General features: G+C 64.5%; 13 protein-coding genes. 3 read left to right on the top strand and 10 right to left on the bottom strand.

The window, feature by feature from the left end:
* Positions 1 to 35: 35 nt before the first annotated feature.
* Positions 36 to 4,295 carry a DEAD/DEAH box helicase gene (locus HWQ56_RS06710; protein ID WP_176570076.1) on the bottom strand — a complete coding sequence of 1,420 codons (4,260 nt, stop codon included), beginning with the start codon at positions 4,293 to 4,295 and terminating at the stop codon, positions 36 to 38.
* A gap of 107 nt (positions 4,296 to 4,402) precedes the next feature.
* Between HWQ56_RS06710 and HWQ56_RS06715 the strand changes: the two genes are divergently transcribed.
* Positions 4,403 to 4,801 carry an NUDIX hydrolase gene (locus HWQ56_RS06715; protein WP_158154373.1) on the top strand — a complete coding sequence of 133 codons (399 nt, stop codon included), beginning with the start codon at positions 4,403 to 4,405 and terminating at the stop codon, positions 4,799 to 4,801.
* A 45-nt stretch (positions 4,802 to 4,846) separates the two neighbouring features.
* Here the strand turns inward: HWQ56_RS06715 and metR are convergent, their stop codons facing one another.
* Positions 4,847 to 5,764 (bottom strand): transcriptional regulator MetR, encoded by a 918-nt coding sequence (gene metR / locus HWQ56_RS06720; protein ID WP_158154372.1) that lies wholly within the window; start codon positions 5,762 to 5,764, stop codon positions 4,847 to 4,849.
* Between the two features lie 103 nt (positions 5,765 to 5,867).
* Here metR and HWQ56_RS06725 point away from each other — a divergent pair, with 103 nt between their 5' ends.
* Together HWQ56_RS06725 and HWQ56_RS06730 are read left to right on the top strand one after the other, a co-directional pair.
* Positions 5,868 to 6,539 (top strand): hypothetical protein, encoded by a 672-nt coding sequence (locus tag HWQ56_RS06725; protein ID WP_176570077.1) that lies wholly within the window; start codon positions 5,868 to 5,870, stop codon positions 6,537 to 6,539.
* A gap of 108 nt (positions 6,540 to 6,647) precedes the next feature.
* Positions 6,648 to 7,640: an alpha/beta fold hydrolase gene (locus HWQ56_RS06730; RefSeq protein WP_176570078.1), complete on the top strand. Its 993-nt coding sequence runs from the start codon at positions 6,648 to 6,650 to the stop codon at positions 7,638 to 7,640.
* A 100-nt stretch (positions 7,641 to 7,740) separates the two neighbouring features.
* Here the strand turns inward: HWQ56_RS06730 and aauR are convergent, their stop codons facing one another.
* The 8 genes from aauR to glpR form a co-directional block, all read right to left on the bottom strand.
* Positions 7,741 to 9,015 carry a two-component response regulator AauR gene (aauR, locus tag HWQ56_RS06735; protein ID WP_233270844.1) on the bottom strand — a complete coding sequence of 425 codons (1,275 nt, stop codon included), beginning with the start codon at positions 9,013 to 9,015 and terminating at the stop codon, positions 7,741 to 7,743.
* 44 nt (positions 9,016 to 9,059) lie between these two features.
* Entirely contained in the window at positions 9,060 to 10,967 is a 1,908-nt protein-coding gene (aauS, locus tag HWQ56_RS06740) for a two-component sensor histidine kinase AauS (protein ID WP_176570079.1), read from the bottom strand.
* Between the two features lie 58 nt (positions 10,968 to 11,025).
* Complete coding sequence (locus tag HWQ56_RS06745) at positions 11,026 to 11,760, bottom strand: amino acid ABC transporter ATP-binding protein (RefSeq protein WP_176570080.1); 735 nt, start codon at positions 11,758 to 11,760, stop codon at positions 11,026 to 11,028.
* Complete coding sequence (locus HWQ56_RS06750; RefSeq protein WP_158154366.1) at positions 11,757 to 12,422, bottom strand: amino acid ABC transporter permease; 666 nt, start codon at positions 12,420 to 12,422, stop codon at positions 11,757 to 11,759. Before HWQ56_RS06750 ends, HWQ56_RS06745 begins: the two co-directional genes overlap by 4 nt.
* A complete protein-coding gene (locus HWQ56_RS06755; protein WP_158154365.1) occupies positions 12,423 to 13,169 on the bottom strand; it encodes an amino acid ABC transporter permease in 747 nt (248 codons plus the stop codon). It abuts the gene before it with no gap.
* 99 nt (positions 13,170 to 13,268) lie between these two features.
* Entirely contained in the window at positions 13,269 to 14,174 is a 906-nt protein-coding gene (locus tag HWQ56_RS06760; RefSeq protein WP_158154364.1) for a glutamate/aspartate ABC transporter substrate-binding protein, read from the bottom strand.
* Positions 14,175 to 14,479: 305 nt separating this feature from the next.
* On the bottom strand, positions 14,480 to 16,006 hold the full coding sequence (gene glpD, locus HWQ56_RS06765) for a glycerol-3-phosphate dehydrogenase (protein ID WP_176570081.1): 1,527 nt from the start codon (positions 16,004 to 16,006) through the stop codon (positions 14,480 to 14,482).
* Between the two features lie 447 nt (positions 16,007 to 16,453).
* The gene (glpR, locus tag HWQ56_RS06770; protein WP_158154216.1) at positions 16,454 to 17,209 is read right to left on the bottom strand and encodes a DNA-binding transcriptional repressor GlpR; all 756 of its coding nucleotides are present in this window, start codon (positions 17,207 to 17,209) and stop codon (positions 16,454 to 16,456) included.
* Between the last annotated feature and the right edge of the window lie 120 nt (positions 17,210 to 17,329).

Consider the following 17,329-nt stretch of genomic DNA (forward strand, 5'->3'; position numbering starts at 1 on the left):
GGTCCGCTGCTACGCGTCCTACGCACAGCAGCGGATCAATGGCGGGTCAGTGCCTCGCGCAACGCCGCGGTTTCGGGCTCCCAGTACACTGGCTTGCCGGCCAGTAGCGCTGCCACCGGCAGACCGTCGCGCAGCACCAGGCGGTTGCCGCTCACGGCGGGTACTTTGGTGCCGGGTAGCAGGGTGCCAGCCAGATTCAACGGGTCATTGGCGCTGACCATCACCAGGCCACCGTCCAGCGGCCGCTTGCGTACCTCACGCAGTACCGGAATGGCCTCGGGCAGGGCGAACTGTTCACCGGCCAGGCCGCTGACGAACCGCCCGCCCCGGATCTCGCCACGGGCTTCCAGGCGGTGGAAGGTGCGCAGCAGTTCGCGCCAACTGGGCAGCCAGTCGGCTTCGCGCTCCAGCAAACGCCAGAACACCACCCCGTAGCGGCGTAGCAACGTCATGGCCACGGCTTCCAGTGGGTCGGCGGCGGGCGCGCCGACGGGGCGCAGCAGGGCCCAGCGCCCGGCGTCGTCCATGCCGCCGATGAATGCTCCGCGCCCGCGACGGGCGCTGCGGCCTTGGCGTTTGCTGGCCGGCGTGATGAGTGCGCGCAAGCCGGCGAAGCTGTCGGCACTGACCAGCCCGGCCGAGACCAACTCCTGCAAGGCGGTCTCCAGCTCGCTGGGCAGCAGATGCGCCTCGCTGCTCAATTCGTCGAAAAACAGCGCGCCATGCTGGACCAGCAGGTCATGGGCCTTGCGCGCCTTGGGCGACAACGCATCGGGCTCGACCGCCGGTGACAAGCCGCGCCACAGGTTGGCGCGTGCCCGGGGCAACAGGACAATCGGGGTGCTGCGCAAGGTGGCGGTCAGTGGTTTGCCGCTGGCGGCCAGCCGCGTCCACACGGTTTTCCCGGTGCGGCAGGCGTCATCCAGCCACTGGCCGTTGTAGTCGCGCACGCGGCTGGGCAGCAGGTCGCTCTCCCAGGTACCGGCTGGGGCACTGTAACCCTCCAATTGCTCCAGTGCTTCAGCGAGCGCCGCCTGGCCCTGCAGGCGCGTGCTGGCCTCCAGATGCTGCCAGTGCAGCAGGAAACGCATGAAATCCTGCAGGCTGACCGGCTCTATTTCTCGCCGCAGGCGTTTGAGGGTATAGCGGTGGATGCGGGCCAGCAGGTGGCGTTCGCACCACTGGCTGTCGCGCATGCCGGGGCGGAACTGGCCTCGCAGCAGGTAGCCTTGGCCTTCCAGCTGAGCCAGGGCCTGTTCCACCCTGGGCAGCGGCAGATTCAGCGGCGCAGCAATTTCGCCCAAGCGCAGTGGGCCGAATCCGCTGAGGCGCGAGCGGATCAGCTCCTGGGCCGCGGCGTCGACATCCCACGCCGCGTCGAAGCCGGGCAGTGGGGCCAAGGCGGGCACACAGGTGGCCCCCGGGTAAAGCGCCTGCATCAGGGGCAAACGCTCCACGGCCAGCCACAGCAGCTGTTCATTGCCCACGTCCATCAGGCAGGCGCGGCCGCTGGCCGCCAGTTGTTGCAGCCAGCCTTGCCACTGCGGTTGCGCGCCCGCCTCATGACTGCCCAGTGCCGCCAACTGCATCAGGGCTTCGTGCATTTCATCGGCACGGGTCGGCGCTGGCCAGGCTTCACCTGCCACCGCATCGATGGCGTCACCGTCCAGCGCGCCCAAGTCGTCGGCGCTCTGTGGCTCGCTCCAGCGCCGGGCCAGTACCGCCTGGGTGCGTCGCTCCTCCAGAGGCGCATCATCCAGGAAGGCATAGGGGCGGGCATTGAGAATGGCCGCCGCCAGCGGCGAGGGGGCGGGCAGGTCACGGCAGATCAACCGCACCTGGCCTTGCTCCATGCGCCGCAACAGGGCCAGCCAGGCCTCGGCGTCCATGGCCTCATGCAGGCAGTCATCGAGGGTCTGCTCCACCAGCGGGTGGTCGGGGATCTCGCGTTCGCCGGCGATGTTCTCCAGGCAGGCGATCTGGTCGGGGAACACCGTGGCGGTCAGGTCTTCGCTTTTCATGCGCTGCACCTGGGGCGCGACCTTGCGCCCACCCAGGAAGCGCGGCAAGGCCAAGGCAATGCTTGCGGTCCAGCGCCAGCGCACACCGAACAGCGGGGCATCGAGCACAGCCTGTATCAGCAGGTGCTCGGCGCTGTTGCTGTTGAGGTAACGCCATACGTCTTCCAGGGCAAAGCTGTGGCTGGTGGATAACGACAACACGATGGCGTCTTCGCTGGCGGCGGCCTGCAGTTCGAAATTGAAGGTGCGGCAGAAGCGCTTGCGCAGGGCCAGGCCCCAGGCGCGGTTGACCCGGCTGCCGAAGGGCGTGTGGATGATCAGTTGGGTACCGCCGGACTCGTCGAAAAAACGCTCCATGATCAGGGTGTCATGGGACGGTAGCGCCCCCAGGGCGTTGCGGGTACGGGCCAGGTAATCCACCAGTTGCTCGGCGCTGTCGGTGCCCAGCCCCAGGGTATCGGCGAGCCATTGCACCACTGCCGGCAGGTGTCCGGCATGGGTGCCCAGTTGCTCGTCCACCAGGCCCTGCAGGCGCGCCACGGCGAACGACAGCTCGTCGCTGCGCCCAGGCGCCTCACCCAGCCAGAACGGAATGTTTGGCGGCTGGCCCTGGGCGTCCTCCACCCGGACCTTGCCGGTATCTACCCGCAGAATGCGATAGGACGTGTTGCCGAGCTGAAAAATATCGCCGGCGATGCTTTCCACGGCGAAGTCTTCGTTGACCGTGCCCACGTTCAAACCCTGGGGTTCGAGCACCACGCTGTAATCGGCATTGTCGGGGATGGTGCCGCCGCTGGTCACCGCGGTCAGCTGCGCGCCGCGGCGCCCGCGCAGGGTGCCACTGACGGCGTCGCGGTGCAGGTAGGCGCTGCGCACACCCTGGCGGCCACTGTAGCCGTCGGCGAGCATGGCCAGCACCGCGTGGTAATGCGCCGGGTCCAGCGACGCGAAGGGCATGGCCCGCTGGATCAAGGCCAGCAGCGCGTCCTGGTGCCATTCCTGGCAGCTGACCTCGGCGATGATCTGCTGGGCCAGCACGTCCAGCGGCGCCACGGGAATGTGCAGGGTGTCCAGTTCGCCGCGGCGTACACAATCGAGCAACGCGGTGCATTCGATCAGGTCATCCAGGGAGGTGGCGAACAACCGGCCCTTGGGCATGCCGCCCACCTGGTGGCCGGAACGCCCTACCCTTTGCAGAAAGGCCGCGATGGAGCGGGGCGAGGCGATCTGGCACACCAGTTCAACCTCGCCAATGTCCAGCCCCAATTCCAGGGATGCGGTGGCCACCAACAGGCGCAGCTCGCCGCGCTTGAGCCGTTGCTCGGCTTCCAGGCGCTGCTCCTTGGCCAGGCTACCATGGTGCGCGGCCACGGCATCGCGGCCCAGGCGTTCGCTGAGGTGGCGGGCCAGGCGCTCGGCCAGCCGGCGGGTGTTGACGAACACCAGGGTGGTGCGGTGCTCGCGGCTCAATTGGGCCAAGCGGTCGTACAGTAATTCCCACACGTCGTTGGCCATCACCGCGCCCAGCGGCACCGGCGGTACCTCGATGGCCAGGTCACGTGGCCGCGCGTGGCCGATGTCGATGACCGCGCATGGGCGTTCATGGCCCACCAGAAAGCGTGCCACCCGCTCGATGGGCCGCTGGGTGGCCGACAGGCCGATGCGCTGCAACGGCGCCGCGCACAAGCCTTGCAAGCGCTCCAGGCTCAACGCCAGGTGGCTGCCGCGCTTGCTGGCGGCCACGGCGTGAATCTCATCGACGATCACCGTGCGCACATTGCCCAGCATTGCCCGGCCTGACGCTGAGCCCAGCAGTACATACAGGGACTCTGGCGTGCTCACCAGCACGTGCGGCGCGCGCTTGCGCATCGCCGCTCGTTCTTTCTGCGGTGTATCGCCGGTCCGCACCGCGGTGCGGATCGACACGGGCGGCAAGCCCAGCGCCTGCAGTTGCTCGGCAATGCCGGCCAGGGGTCGTTGCAGGTTGATCTGGATGTCGTTGGACAGCGCCTTCAAGGGCGAGATGTACACCACCAGGGTCTGTTCCGGCAGCGCGTCGCCCAGGTGCACCAGGTCGTCGAGCACCGCGAGGAATGCCGTCAGGGTTTTGCCAGACCCGGTGGGGGCGGCCACCAACAGCGACTCACCGGCCTTGATCAACGGCCAGGCGCGGGCCTGGGCCGGGGTCAGGGCCGGGAAACTGTGCTGGAACCAGGCACGCACGGCGGGGTGGAAACCGTTGAGCGCCGGGTCTTGGGAGGCGGGCAGGTTCATGGACTATTGATGCGTGAAGCGCGCGCAAGTTGCAAGGCACTGCGGGTTGCCCTGGCGGCAGAGAGTGCCGGCATTGGGTATGATTGACGCTTTTTTGGGGAGCCACCATGAGCCGAATCATCCATATTGCCGCTGCGCTGCTGATTGGGCCGGATGGCAAGACCTTGCTGGTGCGCAAGCGCAATACCCAGGCGTTCATGCAGCCCGGTGGCAAGATCGAGCCGGGAGAGCAGCCGGTGAATGCCTTGGCCCGTGAGCTGCACGAGGAACTGGGGGTACGCATCGATACGGCCGCGGCTGTTTACCTCGGTGCGTTCAGCGCCCCGGCGGCCAATGAGCCTGGCTTCGAAGTGCGCTGCGAGCTGTTCCGGGTCCAGGTGGAGGGGGCCGTCGAAGCCGCCGCCGAGATCGAGGAAGCCGTGTGGGTGGATCGGCACAGTCACGCTTACCTGGAACTGGCACCATTGACCCGCGACCATATCCTGCCGCTGTACACCGCCGGGTAATACCGCGTCCCCCTTGCACGGGTAGCCAGTGCTTCGTGAATAGGCTCAACGCACCGCGCTGACGCCATCCAGGGTCGAGAACGAGGTGTCCTTGGCGGTCAGCAGGAAGTCGCGCATGTACGGCGCGTCGAGCATGTCGGCGCGCACGGCGGCATAGAGGGTGGCGAACAGGCCTTTCTCACCCAGGCGCTTGCCCTTCACGTAGCCGCGCGAGCTGTATTCATGCAGCGCCCAGTGGGGCATGCCGCACACGCCACGGCCGCTGGCCACCAGTTGCATCATCATCACCGTCAACTCCGAGGTGCGAACCTGGGCGGGTTCGACGTCGGCCGGCTCCAGGAAGCGGGTGAAGATATCCAGCCGGTCCCGTTCCACCGGGTAAGTGATCAGGGTTTCGCTGGCCAGGTCATCGGGCACGATATAGGGCTTGTTGGCCAATGCATGCTGGTTGGCCACTGCCAGCATCGCTTCGTAGGTGAACAGCGGCACATAGGTGATGCCGGGCAGGTCAAGCGGGTCACTGGTGACCACCAGGTCCAGGTCACCCCGCGCCAGGGCCGGTAGCGGCGCGAAAGCGAAGCCCGAGGCCAGGTCCAGTTCCACTTCCGGCCAGGCGTCGCGGAATTGGTCGATGGTGGGCATCAGCCACTGAAAGCAGCTGTGGCATTCGATTGCCATGTGCAAGCGCCCGGCGGTGCCACCCGCCAACCGGGCGATGTCACGTTCGGCGCCGCGCAGCAGAGGCAGGGTAGCGTCCGCCAATTGCAGCAGGCGCAAGCCGGCGCTGGTGAAGCGGATGGGTTTGGTTTTACGCATGAACAGCGGCAGGCCCAGGCGCTCTTCCAATTCCTTGAACTGGTGGGACAGGGCCGATTGCGTCAAGTGCAGGCGCTCGGCCGCTTCCACCAGGCTGTCGGCCTCGCGCAAAGCGTGCAGGGTTTTCAGGTGACGGATCTCGAGCATGCTTGCCTCCATGAGTAAATTTTGTGATCAACACGAATTTATTGAGTTTGTCTCATGTTGCACGGGTTGTCGATAATAGCGCCATCGAATACGGAGAACCCCCATGGCCACCACCGCCCCCCGCGACCTGTCGTTCTACACCCAACGCCTGCTGGACGAGGTCGAGCAAGCCCGTGGCCGCGGCGAAACCCCAAGGCCGGTGCTGATGGGGCCGCTGAGCTACCTGTGGCTGGACCAGGCCAATGGTGGCGACGTGCGGGCCTTGGCCCGCCTGGAGATCGTGCTGCCGGTGTATGGGGAGATCTTCACCCAGCTGGCGCGCCTGGGCGTGGAGTGGGTGCAGATCGACGAGCCTGTCCTCGCCCAGGCATTGCCCCAGGCGTGGACAGGCGCCTTCGAGCGGGCTTACCACATTCTTCAATATTCGCCGCTGAAAAAGCTGCTGGCCGTGTATGGCGGCCCGTTGCAGGACAACCTCGGCCTGGCCGCGCACCTGCCCGTGGACGGCTTGCACGTGGACCTGGCCAATGCCCCGGCCCAGCTCACCGCGGTGCTGGACCGAGTGCCCAGTTACAAGGTGCTGTCCCTGGGCCTGGCCATCGATGACACCGACCTGTGGCGCTGCGAGCTGGAAACGGTGCAGGCCCAACTGCAACCGGCCCGTCGCCGCTTTGGCGACAACCTGTGGCTGGTGGGCGCCCGCTGGCTGGCGGACCTGGGCGGCTTGCTGCCGGATCTGCGCCCGGAGCGGCATGCCTGCCCCATCACCACCTGAGTGACCATTGGGCGAGGTTCATCAAACTGTCACTGAAATGTGGCAGCGCGCCCGCACGAACTTCATCACACTCGCGCTCTACTGGGGATCTGCGTTTTTGGTGTTTTCATGCGGGCATTACTTTTCGTGGCGGCACTGCTGTGCAGCCTGACTTCCTTTGCGGCTTCAACCTGTGATGTGAACGTCCCGGTGCGTCATGCACTGCTCAAGGACGTCAACCTGGCGTACCAGAGCATCGGGCGCGACAACGACCCGGCGCTGCTGTTGGTCATGGGCCTGGGCGGGCAACTGATCCACTGGCCTGATGAGGTGGTGATGGCGCTGTGCGAACAGGGCTTTCGGGTCATTCGCTATGACAATCGCGATGTGGGCCTGTCCGGTTGGGTGCAGGCGCCCGACAGTGCCAACCTGACGTTCGAAGTACTGCGCTACAAGCTGGGGCTGCCGGTGTCGGCACCTTACAGCCTGACGGACATGGCCGGCGATGGCCTGGGCTTGATGGACAGCCTGCACATTGCCAGCTTTCATCTGCTGGGGGCGAGCATGGGCGGCATGATTGCCCAGCACATGGCGGCGATGGCGCCTGGGCGGGTGGAAAGCCTTACGCTGATCATGAGCAGCTCTGGTGCACCGGGCTTGCCGATGCCCAGCCCTGCGTTGCTGCAGTTGCTCGCCCGGCGCGGTGCCCCCAATCGCGAGGTGGCCCTGGAGCAGCAAGCCGATCTGCTCGCCGCCCTGGGCAGCCCGGACGTAATCGACGACCGCAAGGTGCTGTTGCAGCAGGCGGCGGTGTCCTATGACCGGGCGTTCAACCCCGAGGGCGTCAAGCGTCAGATCCTGGCAATTCTCGCCGAACCCAGCCGGGTGGCCTTGCTCGACAGCCTGCGGGTGCCGACCCTGGTGGTGCATGGCACGGCCGACCCCTTGTTGCCGGTCATGCATGGGGTGCATTTGGCGGCGCACATTCGTGGCAGCGAGTTGAAGTTGATCCCGGGGTTGGCCCACCGTTTCCAGGAAGCGTTCAAGGCGCCATTGCTAGCGGCGGTGTTGCCGTACCTGGACGCGCAGAAGCTGCGCGACACTCCCATGGCGGGCCTGTAGCAGCGGACCCGGCCGCGTCCCATACGCCGCATAGTCCCTGAACCACCGCAGCGCCTGCCTCCCGAGTTGGCGCCCGGCACCATAGGGAGGCGAGCGATACTCAATTCAAACCGTACTTCTTGACCTTGTCGAACAGCGTGGTCTTGGCCATGCCCAGGTCAAGGCTGGCCTGGCTGAGGTTGCCGTTGTTGCGCGCCAGCGCGTCGCTGAGCAGGTTGCGCTCGAAGGCTTCCACGGCCTCGGCGAAGCCCACGCCCGCAGCAGGCTGGGCCCCGGCTTTCTTGAAGGCCGGCAAGCCCAGCGCATAGCGCTCGGCCACGTTGCGCAGTTCACGCACGTTGCCCGGCCAGTCATGGCTCATGAGGCGTGACAGGGTCTGGTTGTCGAGGGGCGGGATCTCGCGGTCGAAGCGCAGGGCCGACTGCTCCAGGAAATGCTCGAACAGTTGCAGGATGTCTTCGCGACGTTCGCGCAATGGCGGCAACTCAAGCGTTACTACATTGAGGCGGTAATACAGGTCGCTGCGAAAACCATTGCTGCGGCTCAACTCGTCGAGGTCGGCCTTGGTGGCGGCGATCACCCGGCAATCCACCTCGATGCTCTGGTTCGAGCCCAGACGCTCCAGAGTGCGTTCCTGCAACACCCGCAGCAGCTTGATCTGCAGGTTCATGGGCATGCTTTCCACTTCGTCGAGGAATAGCGTGCCGCCGTTGGCATGCTCGATCTTGCCGATGCGGCGTTTGCCGGCGCCGGTGAACGCGTTGGCTTCATGGCCGAAGATTTCGCTCTCGAACAGGTTCTCCGGCAGGCCGCCACAGTTGAGCGCCACGAAGGGGTGGGCCTGGCGGCGGCTGAAATCGTGCAGGCAGCGCGCCACCAATTCCTTGCCAGTACCGGTCTCGCCTTCGATCAGCACGTTGGCCGAGGTGTCGGCGACGTTGGCGATCAGTTCGCGCAAGTGCGCCATGGCCGGCGAGCGGCCGATGATGCGCCCCTCCAACGTGCTGCGGCTGGCCAGCTGGCGGCGCAGCGACGAAACCTCGCGGGCCAGCCCGCGCTGCTCCAGGGCGCGGCGCACCACGTCCACCAGGCGCTCGGGGGAGAAGGGTTTTTCCATGAAGTCATAAGCGCCGCTGCGCATGGCGCCCACGGCCATGGAAATGTCACCGTGGCCGGTGATGAGCACCACCGGCAGGCTGGGGTCACGGGCCTTGAGGCGGTTGAGCAGCTCCAGGCCATCGATGCCCGGCAGGCGGATGTCGCTGACGACGATGCCGGCGAAATCGTCGCCGATCAGCGCCAGCGCTTCTTCGGCGCTGCCCACGCCCTGGCAGGGGATGTCTTCCAGGCTCAGGGCCTGCTGGCAACCCAGCAGCACATGAGGATCGTCCTCGACGATCAGAACGGTAAGCGAGGTGTTCATGATGGCTCGACTGGTGAGGTGGGCGGTAGCGGGTTGAGCGGCGGCAAGGTCAGGACGAAGGCCGTACCGCCCTCATCCGGGTGTTCGGCACCCAGGCTGCCGCCGGCGGCGGCCGCCAGGCTCGCCGACAGGGTCAGGCCCAGGCCCAGGCCTTGCTCGCCCGGTTTGGTGGTGAAAAAGGGTTCGAACAGCTGCGCGCGGGCCTGGGCGTCGATGCCATGGCCGTTGTCGCGCACCCGCAGGCGGTAACGGCCATCGTCCAGGCGGTCACCTTGCAGCCACAGGGTGGGTTGCGGGGAGTCGGCCATGGCGTCCAGGGCATTGCCCACCAGGTTGCCGAGAATCTGCTCCAGGCGGGTCTGGCCGATGGGCAGCTGCACGTCGCTGTATTCGCGGTGTACCTGCACGCCGAGGCCTTCGATGCGCGCGGCCAGCACTTGCAGGGTGGCGTCCACCGCCTGCGCCAGGGAGGCACGGCCACGGTCTTCGCCACGGCGGGCGAACGAGCGCAGGCTGGCGGTGATGCGGCCCATGCGGTCGATCAACTGGTTCATGGTCACCAGGTTGGTGCTGGCGATGTCCAGGGCGCCGCGCTCCAGAAAGCGCACCGTGTTACCCGACAGCGTACGAAGGGCCGCCAGCGGCTGGTTGAGTTCGTGGGCGATGCTGGTGGACATCTGGCCGATGGCCGCCAGCTTGCCGGCCTGCACCAGTTCGTCCTGGGCCCGGCGCAGGGTTTCCTCGGCCTGGCGGCGTTCGCGAATCTGGCTTTTGAGGCGGTCGTTGCTGGCCCGCAGGTTCTCCGTGCGTTCGGCGATGCGCCGCTCCAGCAGGCTGTTGGCTTCTTCCAGGGCTTCACGCGCGGCCAGACGAGTGGCGATGACCTTGCGGCGTTCATTCCAGGCAATCAGGAAAAAGGCTACCAGGCCGAAGGCCACTGCCACCAGTACGCCCTGGATCACGGCTTCGCGCCGCAGGTCTTGCAGCGGCGTGAGCAGCGTGAAATGCCAGGGGGTATCCTTCAATTCCCGGGTCTGGGCCAGGTAGCTGACTTCGCGCTGGCTGCCGGCCGCGGGGAAGCTCAGGCGCTCCACGCCGTCGGCCAGGGTTTCGCGTTCCAGTGGTTGCAGTTCGGTCAGCGAGAACCAGTAGTACTGCAGGCTGCGGGCCAGGCGCTCCTTGATCTCCGGGGTCAGTGGCCGCACCGATTTCAGTCGCCGGGCAGGGTCGCTGGAGAGGATGATGATGCCATTCTCGTCGCTGACGAAGGCTTCCAGGCGCGCTTTCTGCCAGCGCTCCTCCAATGATTCCATGCGCACTTTCACTACCGCCACGCCGACGATCTTGCCGTGTTCTTCCAGTCCGTGGGCCAGGTAGTAACCGGGCTCGCCGGTGGTGGTGCCAATGCCATAGAAGCGCCCATCCTGGCCGCGCACGGCGTCCTGGAAATAGGCACGGAAGGACAGGTCCTCGCCCAGGTAGCTGTTGGCGTCACGCCAGTTGCTGCTGGCCTGCACGCGGCCGGTGGTGTCCAGCACGTAAATGGCACTGCTGTGGCTGCGGCGGTTGAGGCCTTCCAGGTAGTCGTTGACGGCCTGGCGGTGGCCTTCGGCGTCGGGGTCGGCCAGCAGGGTCGAGACGCTGCCTTCCAGCTCCAACAGGCTGGGCAGGAAGGTGAATTTGTTGATCTCGCTCTCTACCGCGCGGCCGTTGAGCTCCAGCTGGCGCTCGCCGCTTTCGCTCAGGGCGCGAATGCCACTGTAAAGGCTGGCGCGGTAGCCGGCATAGCCCAGGCTCACGGTCAGCAGCAGGATCAGCGGGGGCAGGAACAGTTGGCGGATCAGACGGGGTTTCACGGCAAAGGCAGGCGAGGTCGCACGGGAATGATCAGGGGCGCATTTCATCACAGTGCCTTGGGGCCTGCCAGCGGCGAGTGGCGCGAAAGCCACCCGCCGCCAGGCTTTAGTGTTGCAGGATCTTGGCGAGGAAGTGCTGGGCCCGTTCCGAGCGGGCACTGACGTCACCGAAGAACTCTTCCTTGGGGCAGTCTTCGACGATCTGGCCCTTGTCCATGAAGATCACCCGGTTGGCGACCTTGCGGGCGAAGCCCATCTCGTGGGTGACGCACATCATGGTCATGCCTTCATGGGCCAATTGCACCATCACGTCGAGCACTTCGTTGACCATCTCCGGGTCCAGCGCCGAGGTCGGTTCGTCGAACAACATGACGATGGGGTCCATGGCCAGTGCGCGAGCGATGGCTACCCGTTGCTGCTGGCCGCCGGACAACTGGCCCGGGTGTTTGTGGGCGTGCGCCGATAGCCCCACCCGCTCCAGCAGTTTAAGGCCCTTGGCAGTGGCTTCTTCCTTGCTGCGGCCCAGCACCTTGATCTGGGCGATGGTCAGGTTCTCGGTAATGGTCAGGTGCGGAAACAGCTCGAAGTGCTGGAACACCATGCCCACCCGCGAGCGCAGCTTGGGCAAATGGGTCTTGGGGTCGGCGATGGAGGTGCCGTCGACCACGATGTCGCCTTTCTGGAACGGTTCCAGGGCGTTCACGCACTTGATCAAGGTGGACTTGCCCGAGCCCGACGGGCCGCACACCACCACCACTTCCCCTTTCTTGACTTCGGTGCTGCAGTCGGTCAGCACCTGGAAGTCCCCATACCACTTGTTGATGTTCTTGATGGAAATCATACGGCTAACCTTTTATGCAGACGCTTGACCAGCAGCGAGGCGGAGAAGCTGATGACGAAGTAGACGAGGCCCGCGAAGATCAGGAACTCGTTGGACTGGCCGATGATGTCGCCATTGGCCCGTGCCGCGTTGAGAAAGTCCACCAGGCCCACGGTGTACACCAGCGAGGTGTCCTGGAACAGGATGATGCTCTGCTGCAACAGCAGCGGGGTCATCTTGCGAAACGCCTGGGGCAGCACGATCAGGCGCATGGTCTGGCCGTAGCTCATGCCCAGAGCCTGGGCGGCGCCCATCTGGCCCTTGGAGATGGACTGCACGCCAGCGCGTACGATCTCGCAGAAATACGCCGCCTCGAACATCATGAACGCCACGACGCAAGAGGTGAACGCACCCACCGGGGTGTCCTGGCCGGTGATCCAGCGCAGCACGAAGGGCACCGCCAGGTAGAACCAGGTAATCACCAGCAGCAGCGGGATAGACCGGAAGTAATTGACGTAGGCGCCCGCGACATTGGACAGCAGCCGGCTGGAGGACAGGCGCATCAGCGCCAGCAAGGTGCCCAGCACGATACCGCCCACCACACCCATGACCATCAGTTGCAGGGTCATCAGCATGCCGTTCCACAGGCCGGGCAGGGCGGGAATGATTCCACTGAAATCCATTTACTTGCCCCCCACGGAAATCAGGCCGGGCACCGCGACTTTTTTCTCGATCACACGCATCAGCAGCATCAGGCTCATGTTCAGGGTGAAGTAGATCAGCGTGGCCAGGGTGAAGGCCTCGAACAGGTTCGCCGAGAACTCGGCGGTCTGCTTGGTCTGGGCCAGCAGCTCCATCAGGCCGATCAGCGAGGCGACCGAGGAGTTCTTGAACACGTTGAGGAACTCGGAGGTCAGCGGCGGAATGATGATCCGGTACGCTTGGGGCAGCAGCACATTCCAGTATATCTGCGGCAGGCTGAAACCCATGGCCCGGGCCGCGCCTTCCTGGCCTCGGGGCAGGGCCTGGATGCCGGTGCGCACTTGTTCGCACACCCGCGCGGCGGTGAACAGTCCCAGGCACACAACGACGCTCAAGAAGGCCGAGGTCGTGGGGTTGAGGTCCTGCTTGAACCATTCCTGGAAGCTTTCGGGCAACAGGTCGGGCACCACGAAGTACCAGATGAACAGTTGCACCAGCAGCGGTACGTTGCGGAAGATTTCCACGTAAGTGGTGCCGATGGCCGATACCCAGCGGTTGGGCACGGTGCGCATCACGCCGAGCACGGAGCCCAGCAGCAAGGCAATGATCCAGGCCACGACAGCGATACCGATGGTCCAGCCCAGGCCGGTGATGTACCAGTCCAGGTAGATCTCGCTGCCAATGCCGGTGGACTTGAAGAACACGCCCCAGTCCCAGTTGTAATTCATCAGGGTCTCCCCTTGTGCGGGTGATTCACAGGCACCTTCAACCCGCCACCGGCGCGTTCGCACCAGTGGCTAAGGTGAAGGGTAGACGTTGCGGGCGGATCAGTCTTTGGCAGGCTGGTCGGTCGGGGTGGCGATCAGCGCCTTGAGCTCGTCGCTCATGGCGAAGCTCAGGTTCAGGCCCTTGGGTGGAATGGGCTGGGTAAACCACTTGTTGTAGATGGTGTTGATCTCGCCCGACTTGAACACGGCGACGATGGCATCATCCACGGCCTTCTTGAACGGCGCATCGCCCTTGCGCACCATGCAGCCATACACTTCGTGGGATTGCGCGGTACCCGTCACGGCCCAGTCGTCGGGCTTCTTGGCCTTGGCCTTTTCCCCGGCGAGCAGGGCGTCGTCCATCATGAAGGCCACGGCGCGGCCGGATTCGAGCATCTGGAAGGACTCGCCATGGTCCTTGGCCGAAATCACGTTCATGCCCATCTGCTTGTCGGCGTTCATGGCCTTGAGCAGGCGCTCGGAGGTGGTACCGGCGGTGGTGACCACGTTCTTGCCCTTCAGGTCGGGGAAGTCCTTGTAGGCCGAGTCTTTCTTGGACAGCAGGCGCGTGCCGATCTCGAAGATACCCACCGAGAAGTCCACCTGTTGCGCGCGCTCGGCGTTGTTGGTGGTGGAGCCACACTCGATGTCGACGGTGCCGTTCTGCACCAGTGGGATACGGGTCTGGGAGGTGACCAGGTTGTATTTGACATTCAGGTTGGGCATGTCGAGGTCTTTCTTCAGGGCCTCGACGATTTTCAACTGGATGTCATGGGAGTAGCCGACCGGTTTGCCGGAGGCGTCCGCGATGTAGGAGAAAGGAATGGAGGAGTCGCGGTGGCCCAGGGTGATGGTGCCCGAATCCTTGATTTTCTTCAGGGTGCCTGTCAGCTCCTCGCCCAAGGCGGGGCTGCTGATCAGTGTCGCCGCAATGGCGGCGCCCAGCAGGGTATGAACGATGCGCATCTATGTCTCCTCGACCTTTGTTTTTCTTATGGGAACCGTGGTGTGGCTCATTCGTTCAGCAGTCTGTGCTGCTGATTCCGATGTTGAGTGTAGAGCATTAGTCGTGCCAGATCCGGAACGATAGTCCAAGTGGCTGATTGGAAAGGAGATTAATCTTTGGTAACAGCTGTGTGGCGGGGGCAGGTGGTCGGCTGGCCGAATGCTGGCACTTATCCGATTCGGATTTCCGATTCTGCAGTGCAGCGTTATGAACGTCGCTGCCCAGCGTGGAACCGGGCGAGGCTCGGTTCCACAGAAAGGGCGGTTCAAGCGGCCTGGGTGTGCACAGCCTTGGCCAAGTAGTCGGCGAGCTTCTGTTGTTCGGCTGCGTTCATGAACAGGCCCAGCTTGCTGCGGCGCCACAGGATGTCGGCAGCCTCGACGGCCCATTCCTCACGGCACAGGTAATCCACTTCGCGGCTGTACAGGTTGGCGCCCATCAGTTCGCCCAGGTCTGCCAGGCTGGCGGTATTCTCCAGCAGTTTCCAGCTGCGCTGGCCATAGGTGATGGACCAGCGCTTGGCCAGGTCTGCGGGCAACCAGGCGTGCTTGGCGACCATCGCCGCCGCCAGTGCCTGCGGGGTGGTCATCTGTTCGCCGCCAGGCAGGGGCGCCGCCGCGGTCCAACTGCCCTTGATGTGCTTGAAGAACGGTGCCAGCTGCGCCATGGCCGATTCAGCCAGCTTGCGGTAGGTGGTCAGCTTGCCACCGAACACCGACAGCAATGGCGCTTCCTCGGCGCCGCCTGACAGCGACAGCGTGTAGTCGCGGGTCACGGCTGAGGGGTTGTCGGACTCGTCGTTGCACAACGGGCGCACGCCGGAATAGGTATGCAGGATATCGCTTCGCTGTACCTGCTGCTTGAAGTGGGCGTTGACCACCTTCAGCAGGTAGTCGGTCTCGGCTTCGGTGATCGCTACCTTCGCCGGGTCGCCGGTGTATTCCCGGTCGGTGGTGCCGATGATGGTGAATTTTTCCAGGTACGGAATGGTGAAGACGATGCGCTGGTCCTCGTTCTGCAGGATGTGCGCCTGTTCACCTTCGTACAGCTTGGGCACGATCAAGTGGCTGCCCTGGATCAGGCGGATGCCATAGGGCGACTCCAGCTTCAAGTCGTCGCGAATGAACTTCGCCACCCAGGGGCCGGCGGCATTGACCAGTGCCTTGGCGTGCACCGAGAACAGGCTGCCATCGGCCCGCTCCAGGTGCACATGCCACAAGCCCTTGATGCGCCGGGCGTTCAGGCAGCGGGTACGGGTGTGCAGGTGGGCGCCGTGTTCCCGGGCAGACATGGCGTTCAACACCACCAGGCGGGCATCGTCCACCCAGCAGTCGGAGTATTCGAAACCGCGGGTGATCTCGCTTTTCAGCGCGCTGTCGGCGCCGAACTTGAGCGTGCGCGAACCGGCCAGCGTTTCGCGCTTGCCCAAGTGGTCGTACAGGAACAGGCCGGCGCGAATCATCCACGCCGGGCGCAGGTGCGGACGGTGGGGCAGCACGAAGCGCATCGGTTTGACGATATGCGGCGCCTTGGCCAGCAGCACTTCGCGCTCGGCCAAGGCTTCGCGCACCAGGCGGAATTCGTAATGTTCGAGGTAACGCAAGCCGCCATGGATCAGCTTGCTGCTGGCCGACGAGGTGTGGCTGGCCAAGTCATCCTTTTCGCAAAGGAACACCGACAGCCCGCGACCTGCCGCGTCCGCTGCGATACCGACGCCATTGATACCGCCGCCGATCACGACGACATCATAGACTTCGGCCAGGGGTGGGGTGGGCAAGATGGTATGGGGCATGGCGGCCTCTGCTGTTAGTTCGAAGTTGAAATCGAACATTCATGTTCATTTTCGAAAATAATAGCGCAACAGAGGGGGGCGGGCTAGTCGATATCGATTGAAAAAACTGATCGGATGGTTTTAAACCGAAAACAAGTGAACATTTTACAACGCCAGGTGCTAGTCGATGTTTGTGCGTGGTACTTGAGATCGAGCGCCGCCCGCGCGGCGCTTCCCGGGCAAGCCCGGTCCCACGTCTGTTTCGGCCCAGTTATGCCTGTGACATCACCTGGTCCGCTTGTGCTTTCACTGCAGATTTGGGATGAACAAACAAAGCGGACCAGGCAATGGTCGAGGCATAATTGGCCCGAAGCAGATGTGGGACCGGGCTTGCCCGGGAAGCGCCGCGCGGGCGGCGCGCGGTCTTGAGGGCACAGGTAAAACCCAGGCATGCACCCGGGGAGCTGCTTAAACCACTTCCAGCCGAATCTTCTGCTGGTTCAGCAACTGCGTCAGCGCCGGCACCGGGGTCTTGTCGGTCACCAGGCAGTCGATCAGGCTGATGGAACCCAGCCGCACCATGGCATTGCGCCCGAACTTGCTGGAGTCGGCGGCCAGGATCACCTGGCGGGCGTTGGCAATGATCGCCTGGGACACCCGCACTTCCTGGTAGTCGAAGTCCAGCAGGCTACCGTCCTCGTCAATGCCGCTGATGCCCACCAGGGCAAAATCCACCTTGAACTGGCTGATGAAGTCCACGCTCGCCTGGCCCACCACGCCGCCGTCGCGGCGAACGGTGCCGCCAGCCAGCTGCACTTCGAAATCATCCTTGGCGCTGAGGATGGAGGCCACGTGCAGGTTATTGGTGATGATCTTCAGGTGGTTGTGGTTCAGCAGGGCGCGGGCGATGGATTCGGTGGTGGTGCCGATATTGATGAACAGCGAAGCGTGGTCGGGGATCTGCGCGGCGATGGCTTCGGCGATCCGCTGCTTTTCGTCGCGCATCTGGTCGGCGCGCATGGCGTAGGCGGTGTTTTCGATGCTGGAATCGTACGCCGCCCCACCGTGATAGCGCCGCAACAGGTTGAGCTCCGCCAACTGGTTGATGTCGCGGCGAATGGTCTGCGGGGTGACGACGAACAACTGGGCCATCTCTTCGATGCTGACGTAGCCGCGTTCACGCACCAGTTCGAGGATTTGTTGTTGGCGTGGGGGCAGGTTCATTGGGCTTCCTTCGGCTGCCGGGCAAAAGGAACAAGCTTGCAGCCTGAAGCTTCAAGCTGCAAGCCACAAGGTGCCGGTCAGGCCACTTGGGGGATGCAGCTTGAAGCGTGAAGCCAGCCG

The organism is Pseudomonas eucalypticola (genome assembly GCF_013374995.1).
GTDB lineage: Bacteria > Pseudomonadota > Gammaproteobacteria > Pseudomonadales > Pseudomonadaceae > Aquipseudomonas > Aquipseudomonas eucalypticola.